At 69.1% G+C, this 19,360-nt stretch carries 18 protein-coding genes; 8 read left to right on the plus strand and 10 right to left on the minus strand.

Translation table 11 applies throughout. The features are described from left to right. Nucleotides 1–15 precede the first annotated feature (15 nt). From epsU to VFZ09_RS32215, 7 genes are read right to left on the minus strand one after another with little or no spacing between them, the layout of a single operon-like run. Nucleotides 16–1,206, minus strand: coding sequence for an exopolysaccharide biosynthesis GT2 family glycosyltransferase EpsU (gene epsU, locus VFZ09_RS32185; protein ID WP_329731546.1), 1,191 nt, complete (start codon nt 1,204–1,206; stop codon nt 16–18). A 24-nt stretch (nt 1,207–1,230) separates the two neighbouring features. After that, entirely contained in the window at nt 1,231–2,742 is a 1,512-nt protein-coding gene (locus VFZ09_RS32190; RefSeq protein ID WP_329731547.1) for a chain-length determining protein, read from the minus strand. Between the two features lie 7 nt (nt 2,743–2,749). Next, nucleotides 2,750–3,148 carry a response regulator gene (locus VFZ09_RS32195; protein ID WP_329731548.1) on the minus strand — a complete coding sequence of 133 codons (399 nt, stop codon included), beginning with the start codon at nt 3,146–3,148 and terminating at the stop codon, nt 2,750–2,752. 21 nt (nt 3,149–3,169) lie between these two features. Continuing rightward, entirely contained in the window at nt 3,170–3,343 is a 174-nt protein-coding gene (locus VFZ09_RS32200) for a hypothetical protein (protein WP_329731549.1), read from the minus strand. Nucleotides 3,344–3,355: 12 nt separating this feature from the next. Then, nucleotides 3,356–4,576 carry a hypothetical protein gene (locus VFZ09_RS32205; RefSeq protein ID WP_329731550.1) on the minus strand — a complete coding sequence of 407 codons (1,221 nt, stop codon included), beginning with the start codon at nt 4,574–4,576 and terminating at the stop codon, nt 3,356–3,358. A 4-nt stretch (nt 4,577–4,580) separates the two neighbouring features. Then, entirely contained in the window at nt 4,581–5,216 is a 636-nt protein-coding gene (epsY, locus tag VFZ09_RS32210) for an exopolysaccharide export protein EpsY (RefSeq protein WP_329731551.1), read from the minus strand. After that, on the minus strand, nt 5,213–6,856 hold the full coding sequence (locus VFZ09_RS32215) for an oligosaccharide flippase family protein (protein ID WP_329731552.1): 1,644 nt from the start codon (nt 6,854–6,856) through the stop codon (nt 5,213–5,215). The genes epsY and VFZ09_RS32215 overlap by 4 nt, the downstream gene beginning before the upstream one ends. A 126-nt stretch (nt 6,857–6,982) precedes the next feature. Here VFZ09_RS32215 and mgtE point away from each other — a divergent pair, with 126 nt between their 5' ends. Genes mgtE through VFZ09_RS32230 form a run of 3 tightly spaced genes read left to right on the plus strand, consistent with a single transcriptional unit; the run spans nt 6,983 to nt 9,767 of the window. Next, complete coding sequence (gene mgtE, locus VFZ09_RS32220; protein ID WP_329731553.1) at nt 6,983–8,305, plus strand: magnesium transporter; 1,323 nt, start codon at nt 6,983–6,985, stop codon at nt 8,303–8,305. A gap of 15 nt (nt 8,306–8,320) precedes the next feature. Then, the gene (locus VFZ09_RS32225) at nt 8,321–9,040 is read left to right on the plus strand and encodes a TIGR02269 family lipoprotein (protein WP_329731554.1); all 720 of its coding nucleotides are present in this window, start codon (nt 8,321–8,323) and stop codon (nt 9,038–9,040) included. 7 nt (nt 9,041–9,047) lie between these two features. Continuing rightward, entirely contained in the window at nt 9,048–9,767 is a 720-nt protein-coding gene (locus tag VFZ09_RS32230) for a double-CXXCG motif protein (protein ID WP_329731555.1), read from the plus strand. A gap of 40 nt (nt 9,768–9,807) precedes the next feature. Here the strand turns inward: VFZ09_RS32230 and epsZ are convergent, their stop codons facing one another. Beyond that, nucleotides 9,808–11,400, minus strand: a complete 1,593-nt coding sequence (gene epsZ / locus VFZ09_RS32235; RefSeq protein ID WP_329731556.1) for an exopolysaccharide biosynthesis polyisoprenyl-phosphate hexose-1-phosphate transferase EpsZ — start codon at nt 11,398–11,400, stop codon at nt 9,808–9,810. Nucleotides 11,401–11,695: 295 nt separating this feature from the next. Here epsZ and VFZ09_RS32240 point away from each other — a divergent pair, with 295 nt between their 5' ends. The 4 genes from VFZ09_RS32240 (at nt 11,696) to VFZ09_RS32255 (ending at nt 16,573) form a co-directional block, all read left to right on the plus strand. After that, complete coding sequence (locus tag VFZ09_RS32240) at nt 11,696–12,472, plus strand: beta-phosphoglucomutase family hydrolase (protein WP_329731557.1); 777 nt, start codon at nt 11,696–11,698, stop codon at nt 12,470–12,472. Nucleotides 12,473–12,475: 3 nt separating this feature from the next. Next, nucleotides 12,476–13,288, plus strand: a complete 813-nt coding sequence (otsB, locus tag VFZ09_RS32245) for a trehalose-phosphatase (RefSeq protein ID WP_329731576.1) — start codon at nt 12,476–12,478, stop codon at nt 13,286–13,288. Beyond that, complete coding sequence (locus VFZ09_RS32250; RefSeq protein WP_329731558.1) at nt 13,285–15,738, plus strand: glycoside hydrolase family 65 protein; 2,454 nt, start codon at nt 13,285–13,287, stop codon at nt 15,736–15,738. Before otsB ends, VFZ09_RS32250 begins: the two co-directional genes overlap by 4 nt. Nucleotides 15,739–15,994: 256 nt before the next feature. Further along, nucleotides 15,995–16,573 carry a restriction endonuclease gene (locus VFZ09_RS32255; RefSeq protein ID WP_329731559.1) on the plus strand — a complete coding sequence of 193 codons (579 nt, stop codon included), beginning with the start codon at nt 15,995–15,997 and terminating at the stop codon, nt 16,571–16,573. Nucleotides 16,574–16,601: 28 nt separating this feature from the next. On the opposite strand, the gene VFZ09_RS32260 is transcribed toward VFZ09_RS32255, so the two are convergent. Both VFZ09_RS32260 and VFZ09_RS32265 read right to left on the minus strand, forming a co-directional pair. Next, nucleotides 16,602–17,174 (minus strand): flavin reductase family protein, encoded by a 573-nt coding sequence (locus VFZ09_RS32260; protein WP_329731560.1) that lies wholly within the window; start codon nt 17,172–17,174, stop codon nt 16,602–16,604. A 13-nt stretch (nt 17,175–17,187) separates the two neighbouring features. Beyond that, on the minus strand, nt 17,188–18,432 hold the full coding sequence (locus VFZ09_RS32265; protein ID WP_329731561.1) for a cytochrome P450: 1,245 nt from the start codon (nt 18,430–18,432) through the stop codon (nt 17,188–17,190). A 345-nt stretch (nt 18,433–18,777) separates the two neighbouring features. On the opposite strand from VFZ09_RS32265, the gene VFZ09_RS32270 reads away from it, so the two are divergent. Further along, complete coding sequence (locus tag VFZ09_RS32270) at nt 18,778–19,302, plus strand: GNAT family N-acetyltransferase (RefSeq protein WP_329731577.1); 525 nt, start codon at nt 18,778–18,780, stop codon at nt 19,300–19,302. Nucleotides 19,303–19,360 lie beyond the last annotated feature (58 nt).

Here is a 19,360-nt window from a genome sequence, read left to right on the forward strand (position 1 = left end):
GCTCCCGCTATCAGCTCAGGGCTTGGGGGCCTCGCGGGTGGTGCGCACCCACTCGCCCTTCTTCTCCTCGGGGCGGCTGAGCATCAGCCACACCTTCCAGGCCACGTAGAAGGGCGCCCAGGCCAGCGCCGACAGGCCCGACAGGCCCATGCCGGACACCCACCAGCCGCGCATCACGTAGAGCACCAGCGACAGCACGCTCGCCGCCGCCACGTACGCGGACAGCGTCACGTGCCCCTGCCACAGCGACAGGGCCCCGGAGGCCACCGTCACCGCGCCCGCGCCCAGCACCACCCAGCTCAGCGGCGGCACCAGCAAGTCCATGGCCAGGTCCACCAGCACCTTGTCGCCCTTGCGCAGGCCCTCGGCGAGCAGCGGCAGGCCGAACTTGCGCGTCATGGCCATGCGCCCGCCGTCCCAGCGGCGGCGCTGCGAGCGCGCGGCCTTCTCGCTCGTCACCATCTCGCCCAGGGCCTCGGCCTCCCAGGCGTAGTGCACGCGCTGGCCCGCCTTGCCCAGGCGGATGCCGTACTCCAGGTCCTCCACGATGGAGAAGGCCTCGTGGGGCACCTGGCGGATGATGGCGTGGGTGAAGCACATGCCGTTGCCGCGCAGGCCGCACGAGACGCCCAGCCGCTCCCGGCCCAGCGAGCGCACCTTGTGGAAGAGCGCCATGGCCACCGCCATCAGCCGGGTGCGCCAGGAGGCGTGCGGGTTGAGCACGCCGTAGTGCGCCTGCACCGCCTGCGCGCCCGCCTCCAGCCGCAGCGCGAAGGCGTGCAGCAGGTTGGGCGTCACCTCGGTGTCCGCGTCCACCACCACCACCGCGTCGGCGAAGCCATCCGCGAGGCTCCGCTCGAAGGCGAGCTGCAGGGCGTAGCCCTTGCCGCGCAATTCCTGGTTGTGGCGCACCAGCACCGTGGCGCCGGCCTCGCGCGCCCGGTCCGCCGTGGCGTCCGAGCAGTTGTCCGCCACCACGACGATGCGCCGCAGCTCCACCGGATAGTCCACCCGCGACAGGTTGGACACCGTGCGGGCGATGCCCGCCTCCTCGTTGTGCGCGGGGATGATGATGTCGAACTTGAGCCGCGGCGCCACCTGGGGTGGTGCCTTCTTCTCCCCCGACAGGAGCGTGAGGAGCAGCAGGTACCCCGCGGCGAGCAGCACCGGCAGGGCCAGGAGGACGAGCAGCAAGTCGAGAATCATGGGGTGGACTTCACAGGGGGTGCTTTAGCGGGAGGAGGACTGCGTCTCGAACGAGGGGGCTTCCAGCTCCGCGAGGACGGGCAGGCCCAGTCCACGCCGGACCTGCCAGGCCTGCAGCAGCTGGCCACTGAGCACGTCCCGGGCGAGCGCCGCGAAGATGCCCAGCAGGAGGCCCGCGAAGATGCCGCCGATGGCGATCACCTTCGCGTTGGGCTTCACCGGCGTGCGGGGGAACTCGGCCGGGGTGAGCACGGTGTAGCGGTACTTGAAGGAGGCCTGGGAGATGTCGCGCTCCAGCTTCGCCCCGTCGATGCGCTTGCGCAGCTGCTGCATGATGATGGTGCGCGCACGCACCTCGTCCAGCGACACCGCCGCCTTCGGGTTCTCCGACACCGCCGGGAGGATGCCCATCAGCACGCGCTCCAGGCCGTAGGGGTCCGGCACCGGCTCGTCGGGGAAGGGCACCGCGCCGCCACCGAAGCGCGCGTACTCCTTCGTCAGCTCCTCCTCCTCGGCCTGCAGCACCGCCGTGTTCGGCGAGCCCTTGGCCCTCAAACCGTTGATGCGCTGTTGGATCTCCACGATGTTGGGGTGGTTCTCCCCGTACAGCTTGCGTTGGGCCACCAGCTCGGCGTTGAGCCCTTCCAGGCGCCGGTTGTGCTGCTCCTCGGAGTCCGAGATGGCCCGGCGCTTGGCGCGGATGAGGAAGCGCAGCTCCGCCAGGTGCTGGTCCGTGTTGAAGCCACCCACGCGCGGGTCACCCACCGCGCGGCGGCGTTCAATCATGATGGCCGAGAAGACCTTCTCGAACTCGAGGAAGGCCTTCTTGTAGTTCTCCGTGGCCAGCTTCTCGTGCTCCTCGAGGATGGCGAGCGCGTCGGTGATGCTGGCGTTGTCCTCGCGCTGGCGGGCCTCGAGGAAGCTCAGCTGGGCGGCGTCCACCAGCTCGTAGGCGAGCTGTGGATCCGGCCAGGTGATGCCGAGGGTGACCTTGCCATCATCGGTGTTCACCACGAGGGCCTTCTCCAGCATGCCCACCATGGCGTCCAGCTTGATGTCCTCGCTGGGGCGGCCGGACAGCAGGTTCATCACCGTGTCCTTGAAGCGCAGCAGCGGGGCGCGCGTGGCGTCCCAGCGGTCCAGCAGGTTCACCCGCTTGATGAGGGCCACCAGGTTCTCGCGCCGCATCACCGCCTTGGAGGCGGCGAGCGTCACCGAGTCCACCTCGCCCGCCGGGTGCAGGGGGTTGGGCGGATCCGGATCCAACGCCGGGATGCGGTCCGGGTTGACCAGCGCGGCGATGGTGGAGGCGCGCTTGGGCAGCAGCGAGGCCTGGGCGTAGTAGCTGCGCGGCAGGAACTTGGCGAGCGCCAGCCCCAGCGCCGCCACCACCACGAAGGTGGCCAGGGCCAGCAGCTTGTGGCGCAGCACCGCGTTCTTCACGAAGCCCGCGTAGTCGCGCAGCGCCTCCCAGTCGAAGATCTGGGCCTGCGCGCGCTCCACCTCGGGCAGCTCGTCACGAGGAGCCTGGGACATGACCGCTCTACGCCTCCTTCCGCGGGCGCGCCGCCATCACGCGCTCCACCTGCTGGCGCAGCTCCTCGGGGGTGAAGGGCTTGATGAGGTAACCGCTCGCGCCCGCCTCCTCCGCCTGCGCCCGGTCCATCGTCTGCGTGCGCGCTGAAATCATCAGCACCGGCACGTCCTGCAGGCCCGGCGTGGCGCGGATGTGCTCACACACCTCGTAGCCGGAGATGTCCGGCAACGTCAGGTCCAGGCACACCAGGTCCGGCGTCTGCTCGGCCAGGAGCTCCTTGGCCGCCTGTCCGCTGAAGGCCTCGAGGACGCGCGTGTAGCCGAGGCTCTGCAGCATGTCGCTGAGCATCCTGCGGAACATGGGCGAGTCCTCCACGACGAGGACGGTTGTTCCTTGCTGCTGCATAGAATCTCTCAGGCCTTTTTCTCAGTCTTCCATTTGCGTCCAAACCGATAGGACGAGGAAGGCGTAGAGGAAGTTGTACGCCACGAACAGAGCCACCGCCCGTTTTACGCCACGCACCGCGTTGCGCTCGCGCGCCGCCAGGCTCGGCAGGATGAGGACGGCGTATAGCACCGACATCAGGATGAACTTCTTCATGGCCTGGTGCGCCTAAAGCCTACCACGATCATAGCGGACCACCAATCCAACACTGGTGTACCACTGGACGGCTGGCTGGCTGCCGATGACCACGTGCTTCGTCCAGGTGTACACGCCCTTGCCCTGGGCGAAGAAGTAGCGCGAGAACGGCAGGGGCCACAGCGCCTCCACCTCGGCGCGCGCCTCGGCATCGTCCCGGTGGACCCCCGTGGTGAAGGGGTGGGCATAGCGGAGCTTCGCCAGCACCTTCGCCTCGCGCCGGCCCTTCCATTCCAGCTCCAGGCCCGCGTCGGCCCGGGGGATGAGCTTGGTACTCAGGGGATCCATGTAGGGCAGGTAACGCGCGCGCACCTTGGCCTTCACCGGCCAATGGTTGCCAAGGGGGATGGGGGTGTTGAGGGTAGCCTCCAGGGTGGGCATCGCCAGGTGGGTCGGCAACTCGTCTGGTCGCCGGGGGTAGACCCGACCCACCGCGATGCCGGACTCCAGGCTCAGGTCCACCAGGGGGGTGAACTGGTGCTGGATGCCGGGGGCGAACTGGAGGACGGAGTCGCGGTTGCCGGTGGAGAACTCCACGTCCCGGCCGTACAGCGACAGGGTGAAGTAGTCGCGCCGCGTGGCGCCATAGAAGGACTGGAGGCGCAGCTCGGGGTAGCGCTGCTGCGGGTAGGCCGCGCTGCCGCGCCGCAGGGGGCGCACGGGACCCTCCAGCAGACCGTTGACGACCCAACCGAGTGTACCGGCCACCGACAGGCGCTTGATGCCGAGCGACGTCCAGAAACCCGCCGCCGTCTCCGTGTAGACGTATGCACTGTCCGTGCGGCTCGTCGCGCCCACGGGGGTCGCCGGCAGGCCGATCTTACCGACGCCCGCGTAGTCCTCGAAGGGGAAGGCGCCGAAGGTGGTGGTGTGGACGGCGATGAGCGAGAAGTCGCGGCGCAGCTTGTAGTCCGCGCGCGTGTAGACGGACTGGAGGATCTCCAGCGACGGCTTGATGAAGGACTGGCGGATGAGGAACTGCGGCTCGTAGATGAGCTTGACGTCGAGGCGGTTGGTGTAGAGGTAGCCCTCGAAGCGCGGCACGAGCATCAGGTCCGTCACCACGGGGGAGGCGGACGTCTCGGTGAGCAGCTTCGTGCGGGCCACGGACTCGACGCGGGCCGAGGCCTTGTATTTGACGGCCGGGGCGGAGGCCACCAGCAGCCAGCCGAGGGCCAGTGCGGGCAGCGCCATGCGGCTACTCCACCACCAACACGTCGCCCGTCTTCAGGCGGAAGGTGGGCGCGGAGCCCTCGCTGCGGGTGAGGGCCTCGTAGGTGAAGCGGATGCGCACCGGCGTGGCATAGCCGGGCTCCTTGCGCAGCACGTAGATGGCGTCGTCGCGCGCGTAGTCGGTGAAACCGCCGGCCTCGGAGAGCGCCTGCAGGGGGCCGGAGCCGGACTCGAGCAGCTTCTTGCCCGGGTTGCGCACCTCGCCGAGCACGGAAATCTTGATGGGCTGGGCCTCGTCCACGATGACGGTGACGACGGGGTTGGCCACCAGGTCCTTGAGCTTCGCCTCCATGGCGCGGGCGAGCGCGGCGGGCGTCATGCCGGCGGCGTCCACGTCGTTGAGCAGCGGCAGGCTGATGCGGCCATCGTCGCGCACGCGCAGGCGCGAGGAGATGTCACGCTGGTTCCACACGTTGACGTTGAGGACGTCGCCCTTGCGGATGAGGTAGCTGTCGTCCTGCTGCTGGGTCGTGGGCTCGCGGTAGTCGTCCACCCAGACGAAGCGGCCCGGCTTGTAGCAGGCGGGCAGCAGCAGGAGCGTGGCCAGCAGGGACCAGCGGCGGAGGGCGTGGGAGGAGGGCAGGCTCATGGAGGGCTTCATGCGGCGCGGACCTCGTCGGAGGAAGGCGGACCGGAGGGAGGCGTGCCGGCGGCGGGCGGGGACTTGCGGCGGTTGCGCACCATGCGCACCACTCCGAGCACCTCGTCCTTGCGCACCGCGCCGGTGAGGAGGATGAGGGACACGTAGAGCAGGCCGTCCACGACGAGCCGGGCGAGGCCGCGGACGAGGTCGCGCGCGTCCAGCCCCAGCTGGCCCATCAGCAGGTGGGCGGCGGTGACGGCGGCGCACACCCCCACCGTCTTGCCCAGCACGGCGAGGCTCCGCGTGTCCCAGGCCTTCGGGCCGATGGCGTATACGAGGACGATGGTGACGACGACTTCGTAGAGGGCCAGGGAGGTGGCCGCGGCGCTCGCGCCCCCCGTGACGCCCCGCCACTGCATGAAGGGGCCGATGAGCACCAGGTTGAGCACCAGCTTGAGGCCCACGGCCAGCACGGTGGTGCGCGTCACCGTCCACGGACGGTTGGCCGCCATCAGCCAGCTGCCGCACACCGTGGCCACGTAGGTGAAGACGAAGATGGGGGCCAGCAGCCGCAGCACCGGCGCCGCCGGCAGGTAGGCCTCGCCAATGAGCAGCCGCACCCACGTCTCGGCACCCAGCGCCAGCGCGAGCGTCACCGGCACGGACAGCGAGACGATGCCCTCGAGCCCCCGGCGGAGGATGCGGACGAACTCCTCCTCGGAGCTCGCCGCCGCGCGGGACATCATCGGCAGCAGCACCCAGCCGAGGATGGGCGAGAGCAGCATCGTCATGCCCGCGATGCCCCAGACGGCGCCGTAGTAGCCGACCTCGGTGGTGTTCGCGAGGGTGCCCAGCACGAAGACGTCCAGCGGCCCGTTGCTGGCGAGCGCCGCGTCGTTGAGGAAGAAGGGCAGGGCGGCCAGCAGCGCCGCGGCGGTGGCGCGCAGGTCCACGTTCAGCCGCAGCCCGGCATGCTGGCGCGTGAGGCGGAAGAGGAAGACGGCCTTGAAGAGCTCCGCGCCGATGAAGGGCGCGGCCAGCCAGGGCAGGGGCGCGCGGAGCAGCAGCATCGCGGCCAGCCCGAAGCCCCAGATGCACTTCATCAGGACGTGGGCCACGGACAGGCCGTCCACCTTCTCGTGCGCATGCAGCAGCGCGGCGAGGATGGCGTTGAGGCGGAAGAAGAACTGGTAGACGCCGAGCAGCAGCGCCAGGGTGCGCACCTCGGGAGGCGCGCCGCGCATGTGCATCACCACGGCCAGGGCGCCCAGCAGCACCACCGCGAGGACCCCCTGCAACAGCAGGGTGCCGCCGAAGAACTCGTTGGCGTGCTGCTTGCGGACGGCCACCTCCTTGCGGATGTAGACGTCCAGGCCCAGCGCGCTGAGGATGAAGAAGGCGGCGGCGGTGCCAGTGGCCCAGTTGTACTGGCCGAAGCTCTCCGGCCCCATGAGCCGGGGCACCAGCACCTGCAGGCCAAATCCGATGACGTACGTCACCAGCAGCGACCCACCCAGCTTCAGGGCGTTGCGCAGGGGCGTGTGGGTGTCCACCGGCGCGGGCACGGCCCGCGGGGTGGCCGCCTCGCTCGTCTGGGGCGTTTCGATGACGGGTACCTCGACAGGAATGGCCGAGCGCAGTGAACGACACAGGTACACCCCCGTCAAATACACGGATACATGTCTGTAGAGCGGGCGGCCGGGCTTCTCACCCCCTGAGAAGGCCCTGTGGGGTGGCCGACAGGGTGACTGCCTGGCCGCCCGGCTTGCTGGTAGGAGGGCTCCATGGAGACGTTCGAGCCCGAGCCGATCTTCCCGCATGAGCTCCGTGATGCCTGGCCCGCGCTCTCGCGGGACGAGCGCGTGGAGAGCTTCAAGCTGGTGCCCCACGCCACGGCGGACGACTTCTTCCTGTCGCTGTCCGCGCCGGAGCAGGCCGAGCTCATCCTGGCCATGGCCCCGGGCGAGCGGCGCACGTGGATGCGGCTGCTGGCCCCGGATGACGCGGTGGACGTGGTGCAGTCGGTCTCCGCCGAGCACCGGGACGCCCTGCTGCGGGAGCTGGACGAGGCCACGCGCCGCGAGGTGCAGGTGCTCCAGGCCTACGAGGAGGACGTGGCCGGTGGGTTGATGAACCCGCGCTTCGTGCGGGTGCGGCCGGAGATGACCATCGACGAGGCGATCGGCTACCTGCGCCGGCAGACGCGCGAGAAGGTGGAGACCGTCTACTACGCCTACGTGCTGGACGCGCGGCAGCACCTGCTCGGCGTGGTGTCGCTGCGCCAGCTCTTCCAGGCCGCCCCGGACAAGCGCGTGGAGGAGGTGATGCGGCGCGACGTGCTCACCGTCACCGAGAACACGGACCAGGAGGCCCTGGGCCGGCTCTTCGCCGAACAGGGCCTGATGGCCATTCCGGTGGTGGATGCCGAGCGGCGGATGAAGGGCATCGTCACGGTGGACGACATCGTGCAGGTGGTGCAGGAGGAGGCCACCGAGGACATCCAGAAGGTGGGCGGCATGGAGGCGCTGGACGCGCCCTACTTCGAGGTGGGCCTCCTCGACATGCTGAAGAAGCGCGCGGGCTGGCTGCTGGTGCTCTTCGTGGGCGAGATGCTCACGGCCACCGCCATGGGCCACTTCGAGGAGGAGATCGCCCGGGCGGTGGTGCTGGCGCTGTTCGTGCCGCTCATCATCAGCTCGGGAGGCAACTCGGGGAGTCAGGCCACCACGCTCATCATCCGCTCGCTGGCGCTCTCCGAGGTGCGGTTGCGCGACTGGTGGCGGGTGATGCGGCGCGAGGTGCTGGCGGGGCTGGCGCTGGGGACCATCCTGGGCGTGGTGGGCATCGCGCGCATCCTCATCTGGCAGGCGCTCTTCCACACCTACGGCGAGCACGCCTTGCTGGTGGCGATGACGGTGGGTGCGTCGCTGGTGGGCGTGGTGACATGGGGCACGCTCTCCGGCTCCATGCTGCCCTTCGCGCTGCGGCGGCTGGGATTCGATCCGGCGAGCGCCTCGGCGCCCTTCGTGGCCACGCTGGTGGATGTGTCCGGGCTCGTCATCTACTTCACCGTGGCCGCCATCCTCCTGCGCGGCACGCTGCTGTAGCCGGCGAGGGGCTTCATGAACGAGAAGAGACCGTGGGGGTTGCTGCTCAGTGTGTTGCTGGCCGGGTGCGCGGCCTCGGAGCCGGCGCTGCGCGAGCAGGAGGCGGAGCGGGAAGCGGCCGGGACGTGCCTGACCGTCCTCTGTGACGAGGAGGTGTGCGGCTTCTTCCGCTGCGAGGACGTGGCCGACGCCATGGCCGTGAGCGAGGGAGCGGAGGCCGCGCCCGGCGGCGTGGTGCAGGTGTTCGACCTGCAGGGGCTGGGTGTGTACCCGCCCGGCTACAGCGGTTCACCCATGCGGTACTGGGGCCGGCCGCTGCCGCTGCAACGGGAGCAGGGGGCCGTCTTCATCATCCCCTGGAGGAACCACCACCTCCGCAACCTGCTGCCGAGTCAGAAGCAGCTCATCGAGGAGGCCAACAGGAAGCTGAACCGGCCTCACGAGAAGCACCACATCTTCCCGCAGGAGTTCAAGAAGTGGTTCGAACGCAGGGGTATCAACATCCATCAATGGACGATGTGGATCGAGACAGAGCAGCACCAGCGCATCCACTGTGGTGAGCGTGGTGGTCCCTGGAACGCGGCGTGGCGGCAATTCAAGGCGGCGAATGAAGAAACCGCGACGAAGGAAGAAATCTGGAAGCATGCCTGGGAGCTGTGTGTGCGCTTCGGCCTGATGGCTCCCCTGCAGCCGTATTATGGCAAGACGCAGTTGCCTCCCCCCATCCCATTCTGAGGAGAAGATGAAGTACTACCGGCTGGACTCTGTTTCGTACGAGAGCGTGCGCTACACGGGGGAATACAGGGCTGAGCGGAGATGGGGCCTGCCCGGGCTGCATTGCCCCACATGCGGTGGGGACTGCGTTGGCTTGGAGTTCTACCCAAGCGTCGACCTCTCGGGATTGCCAGCGGCGAAGCAGCTCGAAGACGCCTGGCAGGAAACGGACGTCGAGAAGTTCGAACGCTTGAGGCAACTGGTGAAGCCGCTGGCTCCGGCCTGGGCGCGTCTGGCTCCTGGAGCCAGCTTCGGTCCACTCACCGGCTCGGCGCATGGCCGCTTCGCGCAGCTCTACACGCTGGACGGCGACACGGTGCTCATCCGCCGCGAGGCGTTGGATGAGCTCCATGCGGAGGGTCTGCGGGAATTGAAGGGGGTCCGCACCGGCCTTCGCTTCAGGCAGAGGAACGCGCCGGAGTTACTGGAACTGGAGGTGGAGATGCATGGCCTCTTCCACCCGGACTGCCTGCCACCCGGCAAGGTCGACCCCTGCGGCACGTGTGGCTGCTATCGCTTCCCCCTGCCCAAGCAGCCCCTGCTCGACGGGGCCTCGCTGCCGGAGCACCTGGACGCATTCCGGCTGCGCAACTTCACCAACGTCATCGTCATCACCGAGCGCTTCGCCGACACCCTGAACCGGTTGGGCTTCGAGGAGTTCTCCTTGCGCGAGCTCCCCGTGCGCTGAGTCCCCTGCCTCGGGACCTGGCGTCTTGCCTCCGCCCTGACTAGCTCGCGCCGCTGCCGGTCAGCACCACCGGCACCGTCTTGAGGATCAGGTTGATGTCGTTCTTGAGGCTCCAGTGGTCGATGTACTGCATGTCCAGGTACATCCACTCCTCGAACGAAATCTGGTTGCGGCCGGAGACCTGCCAGATGCACGTCAGGCCCGGGCGCACCGACAACCGCCGCCGCTGCCACGCCGCGTACTTCTCCACCTCGCTCGGAATCGGCGGACGCGGACCCACCACGCTCATCTCGCCGCGCAGCACGTTGATGAGCTGCGGCAGCTCGTCGATGGAGTACTTGCGGATGAACCGGCCAATCCGCGTGATGCGCGGATCGTTCTTCATCTTGAAGACCGGACCCGTCTGCTCGTTCATCGCCTCCAGCTTCGCCTTCAGCTCCTCGGCGTTCACCACCATGGAGCGGAACTTGAGCATGTGGAACGTCTTGCCGTGCAGCCCCACGCGCTTCTGCTTGAAGAAGATGGGCCCGCGGCTGGTGAACTTCACCCCCAGCGCCACGCCAATGAGCAGCGGCGAGAGCACCGCCAGCGCCGCCGCCGAGCTGACGATGTCGAACAGCCGCTTGAGCGCCATCTGGTGCGGCCGGAACACATGCGTCATGAAGTGCAGGTAGCCGTCGGAAATCGCATGGTCATCCACCGGCCGCGCCCGGTCGAAGCGCATGTGGTACGCCGGCAGCGCGAAGGGCAGGCCGAACTTCTCGCACAGCTTCACCGCCGCCTGCATCTCCGCCGAGTGCTTCAGCATGTTGCCGGCGATGTAGACCTCGTCCACCGGCACCGTGCACAGGATGTGCTCCAGGTCCTTCACCGTCCCCAACAGCGGCGCCGGCGGCGCCGTCGAGGCCGTCTCGTTGCTGAAGCTCAGGAAGCCGATGACCTTGCGCCGGTGCTTGTCGTTCAGGTCCTCGCCCGTGAGCCGGCCCATGGCTCCCACGCCCAGGATGAGCACCTCGTCCAGCGGCTGCTCCTGCCCCGACAGGTTGCGGAACAGCTTCAGGCGCAACAGCGCCACCGACGGCCACAACAGCGGCGGGAACAGGCTCAGCGCGACGATCCACGACTCGGTCCCCATCACCAGACGCGTGACGAAGAGCACCACCGTCACCACCATCACCTGGATGGAGATGAGCGCCAGGTCATCCAGCCGCTCGCGGTCCGCGAAGCGCACGTCATAGAGGCACAGCGCCGTGCCCACCACCAGCCACGCCACCACGCCCACCCCGAGCAGCACCCACACATCCGTGCGCTCCAGGTGCAGGTCGTGCCCCATCATCGTCGTGGAGATGAGCAGCGCGGCCACCACCAGCACCACGTCCACCGCCAGGTTCAGCTTGGCGGCGAACCCCGGCGCGAAGCGCGAGGGCAGCGACTCGGCGCGCTTGGGGCTCACCACGGACAGCTTCTCCGTCGTCTCCAGCGCCAGGCCCGGCGGCGGCGTCTCGGCGGGGCCCAGCCCCGGCGGCGGCGTCTCGGCGGGAGCCAACCCATTGGGTGGGGTCTCCGCACCCGCGCGCGCGCTCGTCGATGGCGGCTCGCTCGTGGTCACGTCAACTTGAGATGCGGGTCGCATGGAAGCCTTCCCTGATTCAACGCCAACAGAACCGCATGATAGGGGCCCGCGACGTCCGCAAAAAGCCAGGGATCGCGAACTGTTAAGACGGCACACCCCCTTCGTTGCGCGTTGCGCAGCGTAGAAGGCTGTCCCGAAATCCGTCAACCCTCCCTGGATTTTTACATTTTGATTGTTGCTCCAAGTGGACACGGATTCGCCCCGCAGTCCCATCACACACGCGCCGCTCTTGTAGGGGCATGGGATGTGCAGGTCATGAAAAGGACGTGTTGGGTCCTCCACGGGAGTCACCGCCATGCCCACCTCCGAGCCGCCCGTTTCCGCCGCCGTGGTGCTGTCGCGCCGTGAGCTGGACGCGGCCCTGTTCGATCTGGATGGCGTGGTGACGCGCACGGCGCAGGTGCATGCCGAGGCGTGGACGCGCCTGTTCGACGCGTACCTGGCGTCACACGCGCGGCCTGGGCCCTTCCAGCCCTTCACCCCGGAGGACTACCAGCGTTACGTGGACGGCAGGCCGCGACTGGACGGCATCCGCTGCTTCCTCGGGAGCCGGGGCCTCACGCTGCCCGAGGGCTCGCCGGAGGACGGCCCCGAGACGGAGACGGTGCGGGGGCTGGGCAAGCGCAAGAATGGCTACTTCCTCGAGGCGCTGGCGCAGCGGGGCGTGGAGGTGTTCGAGGGCGCGGTGGGGCTGCTGGAGCGGCTGCGGGCGGCGGGCTTCCGCACGGCGGTGGTGTCCGCGAGCCGCAACTGCGAGGCGGTGGTGCGGGCGGCCGGGCTCGCGCACCTCTTCGACGCCCGGGTGGACGGGGTGGAGGCGGGCAGGCTCGGGTTGCCGGGCAAGCCAGCCCCGGACACGTTCCTGGAAGCGGCACGGAGGTTGGGCGTGCCCCCGGCGCGCGCCGTGGTACTGGAGGACGCGCAGGCCGGTGTGCAGGCGGGCAGGCGAGGCCGCTTCGGTCTCGTCCTCGGCGTGCGCCGGGCGGGGCCGGAGGGCGCGCTGGTGCGGGCCGGCGCCGACGTGGAGGTGGCGCACCTGGCCACCGTGAAGGTGGAGGAAGGAGAGCCCTGAGTGATGCGGCCGATACGGGAAGTGCCCTCGGCGCTGGCGCGGTGGGACGAGGTATCGCGGCGGCTGGAGGGCCGGCGGGTGGCCCTCTTCCTCGACTATGACGGCACGCTCTCGCCCATCGTGCCCAACCCGGAGGACGCGCGGCTGTCGGAGGACATGGTGTCCACGCTGGTGGCGCTGGCCCGGCACTACCCGGTGGCCATCGTGAGCGGGCGGGACCTGACGGTGCTCGAGGACTTCGTGGGGCTGACGGGCGTGTACTACGCGGGCAGCCACGGCTTCGACATCCAGGGGCCGGGCGGGCAGACCTTCCAGTTGGAGGAGGGCCGGGCGCTGCTGCCGGAGCTGGACGCGGCGGAGCGGGAGCTGGCGTCGGGCCTGGCGGCCATTCCGGGCGCGAAGCTGGAGCGCAAGCGCTTCAGCGTGGCCGTGCACTGGCGGCACGTGGAGGAGGCCCGGTACGCGGAGGTGGAGGGGCTGGTGGACGCGGTGCTCGCGCGCCACCCGCGGCTGCGCAAGGGCGGCGGGAAGAAGGTGTTCGAGGTGCAGCCGGACATCGACTGGCACAAGGGCCGGGCGGTGCAGTGGCTGCTGCGCGCCCTGGTCCTGGAGAGCCGGGACGTGCTGCCGGTGTACGCGGGCGATGACCTCACGGACGAGGACGCCTTCCAGATGCTGGCGGGGAGGGGACTCGGGCTGGTGGTGCGGGGCGAGGTGGAGCGGCCCACGGCGGCGGACTACGCGCTGGAGGACGTGGAGGAGGTGCGCCAGTTCCTCGAGCGGCTCATCACCCGGGCCGGAGGGGCGGTGCGATGAATGGGGAGCACTGGCTGTTCACCTACGAGGGCTTCGAGCCGGGCAAGGAGGGCTTGCGCGAGGCGCTGTGCACGCTGGGCAATGGCTACTTCGCCACGCGCGGGGCGGCGCCGGAGGCCGAGGCGGACGAGACACACTACCCGGGGACGTACCTGGCGGGCGGGTACAACCGGCTGAAGACGGACCTGGCCGGGCGGGTGGTGGAGAACGAGGACCTGGTGAACATGCCCAACTGGTTGCCGCTCACCTTCCGGCTGGAGGGCGGTGACTGGTTCAACGCGCAGGCGGTGCGGCTGCTGGAGTACCGGCAGGTGCTGGACCTGGCGCGCGGGCTGCTGCTGCGCACGTTGCGCTTCGAGGACAAGCGGGGACGGCGCACGCGGGTGGAGCAGCGGCGCTTCGTGCACATGCGCGACAAGCACCTGGCGGGGCAGGAGCTGGTGCTGGTGCCGGAGAACTGGAGCGGCCGGGTGCACGTGCGCTCGGCGCTGGACGGGCGCGTGGTGAATGGCGGCGTGCCGCGCTACCGGCAGCTCAACTGCAAGCACCTGCGGACGCTGGTGACGGAGGAGCTGGACGCGGAGACGCTGCTGCTCGAGGTGGAGACGGTGCAGTCGCGCGTGGAGGTGGCCGAGGCGGCGCGGACGCGGCTGTACGTGGAGGGGCAGCCGGCGAAGGTGCAGCGGGGGCTCGCCGTGGAGGAGGGCTACCTCGCGCACGAGCTCACGGTGGAGCTGCGCGAGGGCCAGCGGCTGGCGGTGGAGAAGGTGGTGGCGTTGTACTCGTCGAGGGACCTGGCGGTGTCGGAGGCGGCGATGGCGGCCCGGCACGCGGTGGAGCAGGCGCCCGCGCGCTTCGACGAGCTGGTGACCACGCACGTGCGGGAGTGGTCGCACCTGTGGCGCCGCAGCGACCTGGACCTGGAGGTGGCCGAGCCGGACCATCTCCACACCTCCTTGCGGCTTCACATCTTCCACCTGCTGCAGACGGTGTCCCCGCACACCATCGACCAGGACGTGGGGGTGCCGGCGCGCGGCTGGCACGGCGAGGCGTACCGGGGCCACATCTTCTGGGACGAGCTGTTCATCTTCCCGTTCCTCAACCTGCGGCTGCCGGCGCTGACGCGGTCGCTGCTGCGCTATCGCCACCGGAGGTTGCGGCGGGCGCGCGAGGCCGCACGCGAGGCCGGTTTCCGCGGGGCGATGTTCCCCTGGCAGAGTGGCAGCGACGGGCGCGAGGAGAGCCAGCGGGTGCATCTCAATCCCCGCTCGGGGCGGTGGGTGCAGGACGTGACGTGGCTGCAGCGGCACATCAACGCGGCCATCGCCTACAACGTCTGGCAGTACTACCAGGCCACCGCGGACACCGAGTTCCTCTACTTCTACGGGGCGGAGATGTTGCTGGAGCTCGCGCGCTTCTGGGCGAGCATGGCCCGGTGGAACCCCGAGCTGCGGCGCTACGAAATCCTCGGCGTGATGGGGCCGGACGAGTACCACACGGGCTACCCGGACCGGCCGGAGCCGGGGCTCGACAACAATTCCTACACGAACCTCATGGCGGTGTGGGTGCTGTGCAAGGGATTGGAGGTGCTCCCGCTGCTGCCCGGCGAGCGCCGGGATGAGCTGCTCGAGACGCTGGAGCTGGGACAGGAGGAGCTGGCGCACTGGGAGGACGTGAGCCGGAAGATGCGGCTGGTGTTCCACGAGGACGGCGTGCTGAGCCAGTTCGAGGGCTACGAGCAGCTCGAGGAGTTCGACTGGGAGTCCTACCGGGCGCGCTATGGCGACATCCAGCGGCTGGACCGGATTCTCGAGGCCGAGGGGGACTCGCCCAACCGCTACAAGCTGTCGAAGCAGGCGGACGTGCTGATGTTGTTCTATCTGTTCTCGGCGGAGGAGCTGGAGCAGCTCTTCGAGCGGCTGGGGTACCCGTTCAAGCCCGAGATGATTCCGAGGACGGTGGACTACTACATGCAGCGGGCCTCGCATGGCTCGACGCTGAGCGGGGTGGTGCACTCGTGGGTGCTGGCGCGAAGCGACCGTCCCCGCTCGTGGAAGCTGTTCAGCGAGGCGTTGCGGAGCGACATCTCGGACGTGCAGGGCGGGACGACGCCGGAGGGCATCCACCTGGGCGCCATGGCCGGCACGGTGGACCTGATGCAGCGGGCGTATACGGGCATCGAGGTGCGCGGGGACGTGCTGCACTTCAACCCCAACCTGCCCGAGGGGCTGACGCGGCTGAAGTTCCTGCTGCGCTACCGCAAGCACATGGTGGAGGTGGAGATCACCCAGGACAAGCTGGTGCTCAACAGCCGGTGGCCCGCGCCCGCGCCGCTGGAGTTCGCGCTGCGGGGCCAGCGCCACCGGCTCCTGTCCTGCGAGACGCGGGAGTTCCCCATCGAGAGACCCCCGGTCTCCCTCGAGTCGGAGCTGCACGGCGCGGGCCCGTGAGCGCATCTCCTCACGCCGTCAATTTCCCCTCGCCCTCCGGGAGAGGGACGGGGTGAGGGGGCCACGTGCCCCGGGTTGAATCCGTGGAGGCTCCCTCTCCCTCTGGGAGAGGGCTGGGGTGAGGGTCTCGAGACCGAGCGGGTGCATTTGAGGATCCGCCGCAGTGCCATTCTGCTAGATGGCCCATACGCCATGAGCTTCGTCGAGGAATGGGGCCTACGACTACCTGGAGAAGGTCCCCACCCTGCCCGCGCTCTTGCGCGTCAAGGTCCGCAATGCCGCGGAGGCGATTCGGGAGCGCCGGCTCGCCGCGCTCAGTGCCGAGGACCGCGAGAAGGAGATTCGCGACGTGTGGAACGCCGTGCGGACCGAGGCGGACCACCACAGGAAGGGCAAGCTGTTGGAGGACTTGATGGTCCTCCTCTTCAAGACCGTGCACGGCTTCACGCACGTCGAGACCCGGCGCAAGAGCAGGGATGAGGAGATCGACATCTTCATCCGCAACGAGTCCTCCGAGGCGTTCTGGGTGGGCGAGCAGTCCCAGTACGTCATCGTCGAGTGCAAGAACTGGTCGAAGCCCGTGGGTCCCAGTGAGCTCGTCGTCTTTCGCGACAAGATCGTGAACCGGGGAGGCCGCTGCCGCCTCGGCTTCTTCGTCGCCGTGGGGGGCTTCACGGAGGGCTTCTTCACGCGCTCGGCGACCTTCCGCAAGGACGACGTGCTGGTCGTTCCCGTGGGCCCGAACGACCTCGAGGAGCTGGTGCTGTCCAAGGACCGCAACGAGGTGCTCAAGAAGCTCCATGCCCGAGCGGTCATGTCGGGCAACGGTCACTGAGGCGGTGAGGGGGGAGCGAAGGCTCTCCTCACTCCTTCCCGGTCCCGCGGGCCCGCACCCGCTCGCCCGTGGTGAAGAACAGGCCCCCGGCCACGTGGTGCACGGAGCGGTGCTCCTCCGCGCCCTCGAAGTCGAAGCTCCCGTTCTTCCACACCGAGTCCTCGACCCACGCCGCCACCACCTCGGCGATGAACAGGTCATACTTGCGCTGCACGTCCGGCTCCGGGAGCACGCGGCACTCCAGCCAGCCCACGCACCCCTCCACCAGCGGCGCCTTCACGCGCGAGGCCGGCGCGGCCTTCAACCCATACAGCGCCCACTTGTCCTCCTCGCGCCCCGTCACCGAGCCCACCGCGTACACCTGCTCCAGCTGCGCGCGCGTGGGGACGCACAGCGTGAATTCTCCCGACGCGTCCACCAGCTCGCGGGTGAGGGTGCTCTCGGCGATGACGACGGCCACCTTGGGCGGCTCGAAGTCGAGCGGCATGGCCCACGCCGCCGCCATCACGTTGGTGCGGCCGTGGGCGGCACTCGTGACGAGCGTGGTGGGGCCATGGTTCAGCAGCTTGTAGGCACGGCGCAGCTCGAGCGGGACTCTCATGCCCGGCGGTGTATCACCACCGCACCGGCAGCGACTCGAATCCGCGGAAGAGCAGCCCGCCACACTTGATGCGCGGCAGCTTCGTCACGTCCAGGCGCAGCTCCGGCATGCGGTGCAGCAGCTCCTCGAAGGCGATCTCCAGCTCGCGGCGCGCCAGGCCCGCCCCCAGGCAGTGGTGCGGCCCGAAGCCGAAGCTCATGGACTTCTGCTGGTGCGGATCCCTCGAGATGTCGAAGTACTCCGCGTCCTTGAAGGCCGCCGGATCGTGGTTGGCCGCCGCCAGCCCCAGGAACACGATGTCGCCCTTGCGGATGGTCCGGCCCCGCAGCTCGATGGTGTCCACGGCGATGCGGTGCACGAAGGGCACCGGCGGAGCGAAGCGCATCATCTCCTCGATGGCCGGCTTGAGCAGCGCGGGCTCCCTGCGCAGCAGCGCGAGCTGCTCCGGGTGCGTGAGCAGCTCGTACAGGCCGTTGCTGAGCTGATCCGTCGTGGTGAGGTGACCGGCCGCGAGCAGCAGGCTCGTGTTGGCCACGATCTCCTCCGTCGTCATCCCGCCGCCCTGCTCCTGCGAGCGCAGCATGTGGCTCACGAGGTCGTTCCCCGGCTCCCGGCGGCGCTCCTCCACGAGGTTCGTGAGGAACTGGTTGATTCTCGCCTGGCCCTCGTTGGCCTGGCGGGCCACTTCCAGGATGTTCTTCGCCGCCCCCGTGCTCGTCAGCTGCGTCACCGCCTCGCCCCACTGCTGCAGGCGCTCACGGTCCTCGGGGGTGATGCCGAGCAGCTCCGCGATGACGAGCGGCGGCATCTGGTAGAAGAGCTCGGGCACCAGGTCCGCCTCGCGGCGGCCGCGCAGCTTGTCCAGGTGCGTCACCAGCGTGCGGTGGATGAGCGGCCGCCAGCTGTCGAGCACCTGCGGCGCGAAGGCCGCCGCCGTCTGCCGCCGCGGCTTCAGGTGGGCCGCTCCGTCCTTGCAGGCCATCTGCCGCTTGAAGGTGTCCGTCACCTCGCGGATGGACTCGGGGCTCAGCCCCATCATCTGGAACTGGTGCTCCAGCACCTTGCCCCGGTCCGCGCTCAGCCTCGAGTCCCTCAGCCCGTTCATCACGTCTTCATGGCGCGTGAGGAACCACCCGTGCACCACGTCCGACCAGTGCACCGGATCGTTCTCTCTCAATTCCTTGTAGAAGGGGACCGGATTGAGCAGGTTCTCCGGATCGACAGGATTGAGTTGAAGCTTCCGGGCCGCGCTCGCCATGGGGTTCCCTCCTCACATCCACCAGCAGTTACAGCTCTGGCGGGGTGTGCCTGAATCGCACCGTTGTCCAGGCTTGATATGCAGATGCCAGGCCAGCACGTGATGCAACACATTGGCCGACACCGCGAGGGTCGAAAGCTTGGGATTCCGGCGTCCTTCGCTTGTAGGACCGGGTATGTCTCAAGGAGCAAATCCGCTCGAATCGCATCCGCGGGGCAGGGTAGCCGGGGACTCCTGGGTCACGTGGCACCCAATAGGTGGGGAATTACCGGGGGGATGTCACGGGGCGTGCGCGTGGGGGCCTCGGAGGCCGAGCAGATCGGGCCGTGGTACAGGTTCGCGCGCATGGACACGGAATTGTTGAAGCGGGTGGTCATCCGCGAGGCGCGGCCCGAGGACGACGCGGCCATCGGCGAGCTGCTGGTGGAGGCATTCGTGACCCAGTACGCCCGGAAACTACCCGAGGTGGTGTACACGGACGCGCGCAAGCAGAGCCTCCGGGACACGGCGGGCAAACGCGCGGTGGCGACGGTGCTGGTGGCGGAATTGGAGGGGCGTGTGGTGGGGACGGTGGCGCTGTGGCCGCCGGGAGCACCCGGCTCGGAGGCGTGGCTGCCGGGAGCGGCGGACCTGCGGCACCTGGCCACCGCGGTGGAGCTCCACGGGCAGGGCCTGTCCGTCCCGCTGATGGAGGCGGCCGAGCGGAAGGCGCGGGAGTGGGGCGTGCCCGCCATCTGCCTGCACGTGCGCCGGGGCGCGGCGGGCGTGGCGCGCCTGTACCAGCGCCGCGGCTTCACCCGCGAGCCCTCGGCGGACCTCGACACGCCCAGCGTGTACCTCGAGGCCTACGTGCTGAGATTCCAGGACTGAAGCGAGTGCCCGCTCCCCCTCCCGCCGGGGTGAGGACGAGGAGCCCGCGAGCGCGTGC

This window comes from Archangium sp., assembly GCF_036277355.1.
Classification (GTDB): domain Bacteria; phylum Myxococcota; class Myxococcia; order Myxococcales; family Myxococcaceae; genus Archangium.

What these genes read in the sequence shown, in the direction of transcription:
- VFZ09_RS32265 (WP_329731561.1), bottom strand. Translation starts at nt 18,432, where the DNA reads ATGGCGAGCGCGGCCCGGAAGCTTCAACTCAATCCTGTCGATCCGGAG.
- VFZ09_RS32195 (WP_329731548.1), bottom strand. Translation starts at nt 3,148, where the DNA reads ATGCAGCAGCAAGGAACAACCGTCCTCGTCGTGGAGGACTCGCCCATG.
- VFZ09_RS32240 (WP_329731557.1), top strand. Translation starts at nt 11,696, where the DNA reads ATGCCCACCTCCGAGCCGCCCGTTTCCGCCGCCGTGGTGCTGTCGCGC.
- VFZ09_RS32225 (WP_329731554.1), top strand. Translation starts at nt 8,321, where the DNA reads ATGAACGAGAAGAGACCGTGGGGGTTGCTGCTCAGTGTGTTGCTGGCC.
- VFZ09_RS32200 (WP_329731549.1), bottom strand. Translation starts at nt 3,343, where the DNA reads ATGAAGAAGTTCATCCTGATGTCGGTGCTATACGCCGTCCTCATCCTG.
- VFZ09_RS32205 (WP_329731550.1), bottom strand. Translation starts at nt 4,576, where the DNA reads ATGGCGCTGCCCGCACTGGCCCTCGGCTGGCTGCTGGTGGCCTCCGCC.
- VFZ09_RS32260 (WP_329731560.1), bottom strand. Translation starts at nt 17,174, where the DNA reads ATGAGAGTCCCGCTCGAGCTGCGCCGTGCCTACAAGCTGCTGAACCAT.
- VFZ09_RS32250 (WP_329731558.1), top strand. Translation starts at nt 13,285, where the DNA reads ATGAATGGGGAGCACTGGCTGTTCACCTACGAGGGCTTCGAGCCGGGC.
- epsZ (WP_329731556.1), bottom strand. Translation starts at nt 11,400, where the DNA reads ATGCGACCCGCATCTCAAGTTGACGTGACCACGAGCGAGCCGCCATCG.
- VFZ09_RS32190 (WP_329731547.1), bottom strand. Translation starts at nt 2,742, where the DNA reads ATGTCCCAGGCTCCTCGTGACGAGCTGCCCGAGGTGGAGCGCGCGCAG.
- VFZ09_RS32270 (WP_329731577.1), top strand. Translation starts at nt 18,778, where the DNA reads ATGGACACGGAATTGTTGAAGCGGGTGGTCATCCGCGAGGCGCGGCCC.
- epsY (WP_329731551.1), bottom strand. Translation starts at nt 5,216, where the DNA reads ATGAAGCCCTCCATGAGCCTGCCCTCCTCCCACGCCCTCCGCCGCTGG.
- otsB (WP_329731576.1), top strand. Translation starts at nt 12,476, where the DNA reads ATGCGGCCGATACGGGAAGTGCCCTCGGCGCTGGCGCGGTGGGACGAG.
- mgtE (WP_329731553.1), top strand. Translation starts at nt 6,983, where the DNA reads ATGGAGACGTTCGAGCCCGAGCCGATCTTCCCGCATGAGCTCCGTGAT.
- epsU (WP_329731546.1), bottom strand. Translation starts at nt 1,206, where the DNA reads ATGATTCTCGACTTGCTGCTCGTCCTCCTGGCCCTGCCGGTGCTGCTC.
- VFZ09_RS32230 (WP_329731555.1), top strand. Translation starts at nt 9,048, where the DNA reads ATGAAGTACTACCGGCTGGACTCTGTTTCGTACGAGAGCGTGCGCTAC.